A 10,795-nucleotide genomic window follows, 5' to 3' on the forward strand; every position below is an offset into this window, starting at 1 on the left:
GCCGGAAAGCCCGCCAAAGTCGCCTTCATCGCCATCGCCAGAAAGCTGCTCATCACCCTCAACGCAGTCATCCGAGATCAAAAACCGTTCTGTCCCTGATCGGAAAACTACAGTTGCCGGGTCGGCGTTCGCTGGCGCTCACTGGCCCGGGACGACAGATCCCCACTTTTCCCCTCGCCCGGGGTTTCGGTTCCCGCCCGCCGCCCCCAAATAGGTCCCATGACCACACATTTTCCCGACCCGAACGTTCCGCCCGAAACCCCCATCCGCGCCCCGTCGGCTATCCCGGTCGATGACGCCGTGCTGCCGTTCGAGGTGTCCGCCCTCGATTTGCGCGGCCGGCTGACCCGGCTCGGCCCCGCGCTCGACGAGTTGCTCAACAAGCACGATTACCCCGCGCCGGTCGCCAAGCTGCTCGGCGAGGCGATCGTGCTGACCACGCTGCTCGGCTCGTCGCTGAAATTCGACGGCCGCTTCATCCTGCAGACCCAGACCGACGGTCCGGTGTCGCTGATGATCGTCGATTTCCAGGCGCCGGACCGCATGCGCGCTTACGCCCGCTTCGACGAGAAGCGTCTGGCGCCCGGCCTCACCACCGGGGAGTTGCTCGGCAAGGGTCATCTTGCCATGACCGTCGATCAGGGCCCGGACATGAGCCGCTACCAGGGCCTGGTGGCGCTGGAAGGCGGCAACCTCGAAGAAGCCGCGCACGAATACTTTTTGCGCTCTGAGCAGATTCCGACCCGGGTGCGCCTGGCGGTCGGCGAGGAATGGCGCGGCGGCGACGGCGGCCCGATCCATGGCTGGCGCGCCGGCGGCATGCTGCTGCAGTTCCTGCCCAAGGCGCCGGACCGCGCCCAGCGCGACCTCGCGCCGGGCGATGCGCCCGAAGGCATCGAGCTCGGCGCGGCGCCCGAGGACGACGCCTGGGTCGAGGGCCAGTCGTTAATCGCCACGGTAGAGGATGTCGAGCTGATCGATCCCGACCTGTCCGGCGAGCGGCTGCTGTACCGGCTGTTCAACGAGCGCGGCGTCCGGGTGTTTTCGGCGCTGCCGCTGCAGGCGAAGTGCTCGTGCTCGCGCGAGGCGGTGTCGGGCATGTTGAACGGCTTCGAGCCGCAGGACCGCGCCGACATGGTCAAGGACGACAAGGTGGTGGTGACCTGCGAGTTTTGCAGCTCGGTATATGAGTTCACGCCGCAAGAGGCGGGGGTGGAAGCCGAAGCCTCAGCGAAGCCGTAGGGTACGTTAGCGCGAAGCGCGTAACCCACACCGATCCGCCCGAGATCAATCATGGTGGGTTACGGCGCAAGCGCGCCTAACCCACGCTACTAATTCAGCGTGCGCCGGCTGTCCGGCCCGTCCAGCGAAAATGCGGGAACGTCGATCTCGAACGGTTCGCCGGTGTCGGTGGTCACCATCTGATAGGTGCCCTCCATAAAGCCGGAGGCGGTCGGCAGCGGCACGCCGCTGGTGTATTCGAAGCGCTCGCCGGGGCCGAGCACCGGCTGTTCGCCGACCACGCCTTCGCCGCGGACCTCCTGCATCCGGCCGGAGGCATCGGTGATGATCCAGTGTCGGGTCTTCAATTGCACGGTCTCGGCGCCGGAATTGGTGATCACGACGGTGTAGGACCAGAAAAACTGGCGTTTTTCCAGCGACGAACGTTCCGGGAGGAAGTTCGGTTCGACGGTGACTTCGATCTGGCGGGTGACGGCGCGGTACATGGCAGTGTCATCGTCCAAAATGCAGCGAGATGATAGCGAAAAACCGCACGCCCTGCCAAATAGACAGGCAGCCGGTATCGCCATCGCCGTTTCAACATAGTTTCCGCATAACCGTCGCGGGTTAATCCGCGAACCGCGCCCGGGCAAATTGCTTGCAACTTACGGGCCGGTCGCTTCTTTCATACCCGTGACCATGCGAGTCGATTCTGTGAGCGGTAGGACATGACATCCGTTGCCGATTCCGTTACCGGGCCGTCGCCCGCCGAGGCTATGGCGATGCCGACTGCGGCGCGGCCGCGCGCCGACGCGGTGACGTTCCCGGTGGCGGGGGCCGAGCGCGAATTGCGGCTCGACCTGTTTCGCGGACTGGCGCTGTGGCTGATCTTTATTGACCACCTGCCGCCGAACATCCTGACCTGGTTCACGATCCGCAATTACGGCTTCAGCGACGCGACCGAGATTTTCATCTTCATCTCCGGCTACACCGCCGCCTTCGTCTATGGCCGCGCCATGCTGGAGCAGGGCACGCTGGTGGCCAGCGCGCGCATCTTCAAGCGGGTCTGGCAGATCTACGTCGCCCACGTGTTCCTGTTCACGATCTTCCTGGCGGAAATATCCTACGTTGCAACCAGCTTCGAGAACCCGCTGTATTCCGAGGAAATGGGCATCCTGGACTTCCTGAAGCAGCCCGACGTGACCATCGTTCAGGCGCTGCTGCTGAAATTTCGTCCGGTGAACATGGACGTGTTGCCGCTATACATCGTGCTGATGCTGTTCCTGCCGCCCATCCTCTGGCTGATGCAGCGCCGGGCGGACTTCACGCTGGCGCTGTCGGTGGCGCTGTACGCCCTGACCTGGGAGTTCGACCTGTACCTGTCGGCCTATCCGAACGGTGTCTGGGCGTTCAATCCCTTCGCCTGGCAATTGCTGTTCGTGTTCGGCGCCTGGTGCGCGCTGGGCGGCGCGCGGCGGATGTCGCGCATCCTGTCGTCGCCGGTGACGCTGTGGATCTGCGTCGCTTATCTGCTGGCGGCGTTCTGGGTGACGCTGACCTGGTACATCCCGCAGATCCATCACCTGCTGCCGAAGGTGATCGAGCAGTGGATGTACCCGATCAACAAGACCGACCTCGACGTGCTGCGTTTCGCGCATTTCCTGGCGCTCGCGGCCATCACGGTGCGGTTCCTGCACAAGGACTGGCCGGGGCTCAAGTCGCCATGGCTGCGGCCGCTGATCCGCTGCGGCCAGCATTCCCTCGAGATTTTCTGCCTTGGCGTGTTCCTCGCCTTCGCCGGTCACTTCGTGCTGGCGGAAGTGTCGGGCGGCGCCTGGATGCACCTGATGGTCAGCGTCGCCGGGATCGTCATCATGTCGGCCGCCGCCTGGTTGTTTTCGTGGTACAAGCAAGTTTCGGTCAAAGGCGGAACGCGCGCAAAAAGTGCCGACGCGGATTTTGCGGGAGGAGGGGCATGAGGGGCATTTGGCGCCTGACGCTGCTGGCTGGCCTGCTGGTTGCCGCTGCCGCGCGCGCGGAGACGCCGGCGCAGAGCTGTGACGTGCCCGCCTACCTGCTGACCTCGGAGAGCTCGCTGCCGAAGGTCGCCGCCGCCGTCAAACCGGCTGGAAAGCTCAATATCCTGGTGGTCGGCAGCCGTTCCTCGGTCATCGGGGTCTCCGACAGCGCCGCGGCCTATCCGGGGCGGTTGCAGGACATGCTGCGCGAAAAGCTCCCCGGCGTAGAGGTAAACGTCACCCTGGAACTGCAGCCGAAAAAGACCGCCGAGGACCTGGCGCCGACGTTGAGAAAGCTGGTCGAGGATCGCAAGGCGGACCTGGTGATCTGGCAGACCGGTACCTATGACGCGTTGCGGCAGGTCGATGCCGACGACTTCCGCAATGCCCTCGACGAAGGGGTAGGGGCCATGAAAGCGGCGGGAACCGACGTGATTTTAATGAATCTGCAGTATAGTCCGCGCACGGAGACGATGATTTCGGGCTCCGCCTACCTAGATAATATGCGGGTGGTGGCCCAGCAGCACGATGTTCCGCTGTTCGACCGCTTCGCCATTATGAGGCAATGGAATGAAACTGGTGATTTTGATCTGTTCAGCCCATCGCCCGGCGTCGAACTCGCCAAGCGGGTGCATGACTGCCTCGGCCGCGCGCTATCGACCTTTGTGATCGATGCGGCCCACGTCAATCCAGCGGAATTGAGGATTCAGCGTTAATGAGTTGCCACCGTTATGTGTCTCGCGTTGTCGCCATTGCCTTGCTCTCTGCCATAGCGGTCGCGCTGCCAGCGCAGCTTTCGCCCGTCCATGCCCAGTCGACCGCCGTGGCGGTGGCCAAGGATACCGGCGAACCCAAAAAGGGCGTCGCCGCCAAGGCTATCGACAAGGTTAAGGAAGTCGCGAAGTCCGCCAGCGACATCTTCGCCCGCGTACCCTGCCTGCCGCCCAAGGGTGGCGCCAAGGCGATGGGATCGCTGCCGCGCGTCGCCGCCAAGCTCGCTGCCGGCCAGCCGGTACTGATCGTCGCGTTCGGCTCGTCCTCCACCGAAGGTTTTGGTTCGACGGCGCCGGAATTTACCTATCCCAACCGGCTCGCGGCGCAGCTGCACCGCGCCTACCCGACCGCCAATATCACCGTGCTCAATCGCGGCAAAGGTGGCGAGGACGCGCCGGAAATGATGGCGCGGCTGCAGAACGAAGTGATCAATGCGAAGCCGGATCTGGTGATCTGGCAGGTCGGCACCAATGCAGTGCTGCGCAATCTCGACCCCGGTGAAACCGGCAAGATGGTGGAGGATGGCATCGCGCGAATCCAGGCCGCAGGCGCCGATCTGGTGCTGGTCGATCCGCAGTACTCACCCCTGGTGAATACCCGGCCGGAAAGCACCAGCAAGATGGTGTCGCTGCTGCACAAAGTCGCCGAGCTACGCAAGGTCGGGATCTTCCCGCGCTTCGAGGTGATGCGCGAGTGGCACGAGAACCAGTCGATGGCGTTCGACAGTTTCGTCATCTCTGACGGACTGCACATGAACGACTGGGGCTACGCCTGCTTCGCGCAACTGCTCGGCGACAACATCATCAAGTCGGTCGGCCAGGTCAAACTCGGCGTCAACGTGCCCACTGCCGGGGTACAGGCGCAGAAGCCGATGTGACGCCACGCACTCGATGTCGTCCCGGACAAGTGAGCGTCAGCGAACGCCGATCCGGGAGCCATAGACCCCGAGTTCATGTGACGACGAAAACTGCCACCGCCAATACTTAAGCCGATAGGCCTGGGGCTATGGGTCCGGCTCGGCGCTCGCTCTGCTCGCTTGGCCGGGACGACAGTTTGCGTAGTTTCGCTCACGCCTTTTTCAGCGCCGCCTCGAGATCCTCGATCAGGTCGTCTTTGTGCTCGAGGCCGGTCGAGAACCGGATGAAGCCTTCGCTGATACCGAGTTCGGCGCGGGCCTCGATCGGCAGCCGCTGATGCGTCGTGGTGGCGGGGTGCGTCACCAGGCTCTTGGAGTCTCCGAGGTTGTTCGAAATCCGCGTCAGCTTGAGTTCGTTGAGTACGCGGAACGCCGCGGCCTTGCCGCCCTTGACCTCGAAGCCGATCAGCGTCGAGCCGGCGCGCATCTGCTTCTTGACCAGCGCCGCCTGCGGATGGTCGGCGCGGCCGGGATAGATCAGCCGCGAGATTTTCGGGTGCGCCGCCAGCACGTCGGCAATCGCCGCCGCGCTCTCGGTCTGTTGTTTGACGCGGATCGCCAGCGTCTCCAGCCCCTTCACCAGCACCCAGGCATTGAACGGCGAGATCGCCGGCCCGGTCTGGCGCAGGTAGTTGTGGATGTGCTCGGCGATGAAATCCTTCGAACCGAGGATGATGCCGCCGAGGCAACGGCCTTGTCCGTCGATGTGCTTGGTGGCGGAATACACCACCACGTCGGCGCCGAGGGTCAGCGGGCTCTGCCAGATCGGCGTGGCGAACACGTTATCGACGATCAGCCGCGCACCACCGGCATGCGCGATTTCGGCGATGGCGGGAATGTCGAGCACGTCGAGGGTCGGGTTGGTCGGGCTTTCCAGGAACAGCGTCTTGGTGTTCGGGCGCATCGCCTTCTGCCACTGGTCCAGATCGAGTCCATCGACCAGCGTGAATTCGATTCCGTAGCGCGGCAGCAGATCCTCGACCACGTAGCGGCACGAGCCGAATAGCTGTTTCGCCGCGACGACATGGTCGCCGATGCGCAGCGGCGCCAGGATGGCGGTGGTGACCGCGGCCATGCCGGTCGCGGTGGCGCGTCCGGCCTCGGCGCCTTCGAGGTCGATCATGCGGTTCTCGAACATCGAGGTGTTCGGATTGGAGAACCGCGAATAGATGAAGCCGGGATCCTCGCCCTTGAAACGTGCCTCGCACAGTTCGGCGGTCTCGTAGACAAAGCCCTGGGTCAGGAACAGCGCTTCGGAGGTTTCGCCGAACTGCGAGCGCAGCATGCCGGCATGCACCAGCCTGGTTTCGGGGCGATAGGCGGGGGTGGGCGATTTCGACTCAGACATGTGACCTCCAGTCGTGGCGGCAAAAGCAGCCACAAAAAAACCGGCCTGGACGAACGTCCAACGGCCGGGATCACACGTGTCCCCGGCCTGTTTAGCGACTTATTTAACGTGGCTGCAAGCCGGCCGGCTCAAATCACCACGGGATAATCCTGCTCATATTCCGGTCGGCCCTTTCCGTCAAGCCGGCGGTGGGATAACCGATAAAATTGCGTTTTCGCAAGCGTTCCCGTGCCGCGACGCGACAAGGATGAGTTCAGTGCCATTCACGCTGCCTGTTGATGCCGATGGTATTCTGCCCGACCGCATGATCGCGGCGATGGCCGATGCCGGCCTGATCCTGCCGGCCTATCCGTTCGTGGAAAGCCAGATCCAGCCGGCCTCGCTCGATCTGCGGCTTGGCGACATCGCCTACCGCGTCCGCGCCAGCTTTTTGCCGGGGCCGAATTCGACGGTTGCCGAACGCATCGACGAGTTGAAGCTGCATGAAATAGATCTCTCCGACGGCGCGGTGCTGGAGACGAATTGCGTCTACATCGTGCCGCTGCTCGAAAGCCTGGCGCTGCCGCCGTCGATCTTCGCCTCGGCCAATCCGAAAAGCTCCACCGGCCGGCTCGACGTATTCACCCGCGTGATCGCCGACGGCACGCGCCGCTTCGACGTGATCGGCGCCGGCTATCACGGGCCGCTCTATGCCGAGATCAGCCCGAAGACTTTTCCGGTATTGCTGCGCGAGGGCTCGCGGCTGTCGCAGGTGCGTTTTCGCGTCGGCGACGCCATCCTCGACAATGAAGCGCTGGAAGACCTGCACGCCATGGAGCCGCTGGTCGATAGCGAGGATGCCGACCTCCACAATGGCGTCGCGCTCTCCGTCGATCTGTCCGGCGACAACGAGTCCGGCTTCGTCGGCTATCGCGCCAAGCGGCACACCGGCGTGGTCGATATCGACCGCCGCGCCGGCTATGCGGCCGGCGAATTCTGGGAGCCGATCGCGGCACGTCCCGACGGTACGCTGATCCTCGACCCCGGCGAGTTCTACATTCTGGCCTCCAAGGAAGCCGTCCAGGTTCCGCCGGACTACGCCGCCGAAATGGTGCCGTTCGATCCTCTGGTCGGCGAATTCCGCGTGCACTACGCCGGCTTCTTCGACCCCGGCTTTGGCCATGACGGCGCCGGCGGCAAGGGGTCGCGCGCGGTACTTGAGGTCCGCTCGCGCGAAGTGCCGTTCATTCTCGAGCACGGCCAGATCGTCGGCCGCCTGGTCTATGAAAAGATGCTGTCGCGCCCCGACGCCCTGTACGGCCAGCGCATCGGCTCCAACTACCAGGGCCAGAGCCTGAAACTGTCGAAGCATTTCAAGGTCTGACAAGCAGTTGTCATGGCCGGACCTGTCCCGGCCATCCACGATGTTCCGCGATAACCTGGATGCCCGGCATACGCCGGGCATGACGAACATGGGCGGCCGATCCCGAAACCTGCTTCCGCTGCGGCGCGGGATGGCATAAGCACCGCACAAATCTCCTTGCAGGCCCGTGTGAACCGATGATCCGTCTCGACAACATTTCCAAGCAGAATGGCCACCAGATCCTCTTCATCGAGGCTTCCGCCGCGCTCCAGCGCGGCGAGAAGATCGGTCTGGTGGGTCCGAACGGTTCCGGCAAGACCACTTTGTTCCGGATGATCACCGGCCAGGAACCGCCCGACGAGGGCCAGGTCGCCGCAGATCGCGGCATTACAATCGGCTATTTCAGCCAGGACGTCGGCGAGATGTCGGGCCGCAGCGCGGTGGTCGAGGTGATGGATGGCGCCGGGCCGGTCAGCACCGTGGCGGCCGAATTGAAGGAACTGGAACACGCGCTCGGCGATCCCAACCAGGCGGACCAGATGGAGAAAATCCTGGAGCGCTACGGCGAGGTGCAGGCGCGCTTCGAGGAACTCGACGGTTACGCGCTGGAAGGCCGCGCGCGCGAAGTGCTGGCCGGCCTCAGCTTCAGCCAGGAGATGATGGACGGCGATGTCGGCGTGCTGTCGGGCGGCTGGAAGATGCGCGTGGCGCTGGCGCGCATCCTTTTGATGCGGCCCGACGCGATGCTGCTCGACGAACCCTCCAACCATCTCGATCTCGAAAGCCTGATCTGGCTCGAAGCCTTCCTCAAGGGTTACGAGGGCGCCTTGCTGATGACCTCGCATGACCGCGAGTTCATGAACCGCATCATCACCAAGGTGGTGGAGATCGACGGCGGCTCGCTGACCACCTATGGCGGCAACTACGAATTCTACGAGGCGCAGCGCGCGCTCGCCGAAAAGCAGCAGCAGGCGCAGTTCGAGCGCCAGCAGGCGATGTTGTCGAAGGAGATCAAGTTCATCGAGCGCTTCAAGGCGCGCGCCTCGCATGCCGCGCAGGTGCAGAGCCGGGTCAAGAAGCTCGACAAGATCGAGCGCGTCGAGCCGCCGAAGCGCCGCCAGGCGGTGTCGTTCGATTTCCCGCCGGCGCCGCGCTCCGGCGACGACGTGGTCAGCCTGAAGGGCGTGCACAAGGGCTATGGCAGCCGCAGCATCTACGAGGGCCTCGATTTCATGGTCGCGCGCAAAGAGCGCTGGGCGGTGATGGGCATCAACGGCGCCGGCAAGTCGACGCTGCTGAAGCTGGTCACCGGCGCGACCAAGCCGGACGACGGCACCGTGGCACTCGGCGGCAGCGTCAAGATGGGCTACTTCGCACAGCACGCGATGGATCTGCTGGACGGCGAGCGCACGGTGTTCCAGTCGCTGGAAGATTCATTCCCGCAGGCCGGTCAGGGCTCGTTGCGCGCGCTGGCCGGCTGCTTCGGCTTCTCCGGCGACGATGTCGAGAAGCGCTGCCGGGTGCTGTCGGGCGGCGAGAAGGCGCGGCTGGTGATGGCGCTGATGCTGTTCGACCCGCCGAATTTTCTGGTGCTCGACGAGCCGACCAACCATCTGGATATGGCGACCAAGGAAATGCTGATCGCGGCATTGGCGCAATATGAGGGCACCATGCTGTTCGTCTCGCATGACCGGCATTTTCTCGCCGCGCTGTCGAACCGAGTGCTGGAGCTGACGCCCGAAGGCATCCACCAGTATGGCGGCGGCTACACGGAATACGTCGCGCGTACCGGCCAGGAAGCGCCGGGGCTGCGCAGCTAAGGGGAAAACAGCCGGCTTGCATGGGGCTGGTGCACCCGACAGGAGTCGAACCTGTGACCTTTGCCTTCGGAGGGCAACGGTGAGGGTTTTACCCCTGCTTACCTGAAATTCCTTGGAATTACTGCGTACTCCAATTAAGGTAAAACAAGCCAAATTTCGAGGGCAGCGGTCTTTCCCGTGATTTCCTCGAATTACCGGCCCCTGCTTACCCGGTGCTTACCCGGTGCTTACCCGAGGATTTCATGGTCAAGCTGACCAAAAAGACCGTCGATGCCATCAAACCGACTGACGGCGAACTGGTCATCTGGGACGATGAGCTGCCCGGCTTCGGCCTTCGGGCCAAGTCTAGCGGCGCCAAATCTTTCATCGTTCAATACCGGAATGCCAATGCTCGCAGCCGTCGGCTGACGATCGGCCGGTATGGCGTGCTGACGGTGGAGGAGGCCCGCAAGGCCGCGAAGCTGGCATTGTCTGACGTCGTGAGAGGCTCTGATCCCGCCGAAAGCCGCAAGCTGGCTCGTGGCGCCATGACCATCGAGGAGCTGGCGATCGAGTATTTGGAAAAGGCCGGAAAGGGCTTGATCTTGACGCGCCGTGGCGACGCTAAGAGCGCTACGACGCTTTACACGGACAAGGGCCGCGTTGCGCGACACATCATTCCATTGATCGGAAAACGAACCGTAAAGGACTTTACAGCGTCGGATGCCGGGCGGTTTCAGCGGGATGTAATAGGCGGCAAGTCTGCAGCGGATGTCAAAACCAAGTTGCGCGGACGTGCAATCGTCAAAGGCGGCAAGGGCACGGCGGCGCGAACGATGGGCCTGCTAGGCGGCATCTTTAGCTATGCAGTCAGCGAGGGCTACCGACCCGACAGCCCGATTAGCGGGATCGTTCGGCCTAAAGATGGTACGCGTGAATGGCGCATGGACGACGACGGCTATCGTCGCCTTGGCAGATGCCTCGCAACGGCCGAAGCGGAGGGTGCCCACTGGCAGCGCGTGTATGCCAGCAAGGTCGCCACACTGACGGGGTGCCGCCTAGACGAGATTGAAGGTCTGCTGAAGACGGAAGTCGACGCGGTCGGCATGGCGCTGCGTCTCGGTAAATCGAAAGGCGGTAAGAGCATCAGACCAGTCGGCTCAGCCGTTATATCGACGCTCAAAACGGCAGCGTCTAAATCGACCTCGAAATTCGTCTTCCCGTCGATTACCAACCTCAACAAGCACCACACTGGCCTCACCAGGTGGCTCCAGGGCGTCGCAGCTAAGGACGTGCCAGGAATAACCAAGCCACGGGCTTAGGCACTCCTTCAGTTCCATGGCTGAGGATCTTGGATTCTCGATCCCGACAATCAAA

Annotated in this window: 9 protein-coding genes and 1 riboswitch; of the genes, 7 read left to right on the forward strand and 2 right to left on the reverse strand. The window is 63.3% G+C overall.

What is annotated here, in order from left to right; genetic code table 11:
• Positions 1–219: 219 nt before the first annotated feature.
• Complete coding sequence (locus JWR89_RS25225) at positions 220–1,242, forward strand: Hsp33 family molecular chaperone (protein WP_299720932.1); 1,023 nt, start codon at positions 220–222, stop codon at positions 1,240–1,242.
• Between the two features lie 89 nt (positions 1,243–1,331).
• Here JWR89_RS25225 and apaG read toward each other — a convergent pair whose 3' ends face one another.
• A complete protein-coding gene (gene apaG / locus JWR89_RS25230) occupies positions 1,332–1,727 on the reverse strand; it encodes a Co2+/Mg2+ efflux protein ApaG (RefSeq protein WP_299720933.1) in 396 nt (131 codons plus the stop codon).
• Positions 1,728–1,949: 222 nt separating this feature from the next.
• Here apaG and JWR89_RS25235 point away from each other — a divergent pair, with 222 nt between their 5' ends.
• Genes JWR89_RS25235 through JWR89_RS25245 form a run of 3 tightly spaced genes read left to right on the forward strand, consistent with a single transcriptional unit; the run spans position 1,950 to position 4,890 of the window.
• Positions 1,950–3,200, forward strand: a complete 1,251-nt coding sequence (locus JWR89_RS25235; protein WP_299720934.1) for an OpgC domain-containing protein — start codon at positions 1,950–1,952, stop codon at positions 3,198–3,200.
• Positions 3,197–3,955, forward strand: a complete 759-nt coding sequence (locus JWR89_RS25240) for an SGNH/GDSL hydrolase family protein (protein WP_299720935.1) — start codon at positions 3,197–3,199, stop codon at positions 3,953–3,955. The genes JWR89_RS25235 and JWR89_RS25240 overlap by 4 nt, the downstream gene beginning before the upstream one ends.
• Positions 3,955–4,890, forward strand: a complete 936-nt coding sequence (locus tag JWR89_RS25245; protein WP_299720936.1) for an SGNH/GDSL hydrolase family protein — start codon at positions 3,955–3,957, stop codon at positions 4,888–4,890. The genes JWR89_RS25240 and JWR89_RS25245 overlap by 1 nt, the downstream gene beginning before the upstream one ends.
• Before the next feature lie 190 nt (positions 4,891–5,080).
• Here JWR89_RS25245 and JWR89_RS25250 read toward each other — a convergent pair whose 3' ends face one another.
• Entirely contained in the window at positions 5,081–6,277 is a 1,197-nt protein-coding gene (locus JWR89_RS25250; RefSeq protein WP_299720937.1) for an O-succinylhomoserine sulfhydrylase, read from the reverse strand.
• 70 nt (positions 6,278–6,347) lie between these two features.
• Positions 6,348–6,427: riboswitch (SAM riboswitch) on the reverse strand.
• A 106-nt stretch (positions 6,428–6,533) separates the two neighbouring features.
• Between JWR89_RS25250 and JWR89_RS25255 the strand changes: the two genes are divergently transcribed.
• The 3 genes from JWR89_RS25255 to JWR89_RS25265 all read left to right on the forward strand — a co-directional run bounded on the left by JWR89_RS25255 (position 6,534) and on the right by JWR89_RS25265 (position 10,740).
• Complete coding sequence (locus tag JWR89_RS25255; protein ID WP_299720940.1) at positions 6,534–7,640, forward strand: 2'-deoxycytidine 5'-triphosphate deaminase; 1,107 nt, start codon at positions 6,534–6,536, stop codon at positions 7,638–7,640.
• Positions 7,641–7,816: 176 nt separating this feature from the next.
• Positions 7,817–9,439, forward strand: a complete 1,623-nt coding sequence (locus JWR89_RS25260) for an ABC-F family ATP-binding cassette domain-containing protein (RefSeq protein WP_299720938.1) — start codon at positions 7,817–7,819, stop codon at positions 9,437–9,439.
• A 242-nt stretch (positions 9,440–9,681) separates the two neighbouring features.
• A complete protein-coding gene (locus JWR89_RS25265; RefSeq protein ID WP_299720939.1) occupies positions 9,682–10,740 on the forward strand; it encodes an Arm DNA-binding domain-containing protein in 1,059 nt (352 codons plus the stop codon).
• The last annotated feature ends 55 nt before the right edge of the window (positions 10,741–10,795 follow it).

The sequence above is a fragment of the Tardiphaga sp. genome (genome assembly GCF_028290785.1).
Taxonomy (GTDB): Bacteria; Pseudomonadota; Alphaproteobacteria; order Rhizobiales; family Xanthobacteraceae; genus Tardiphaga.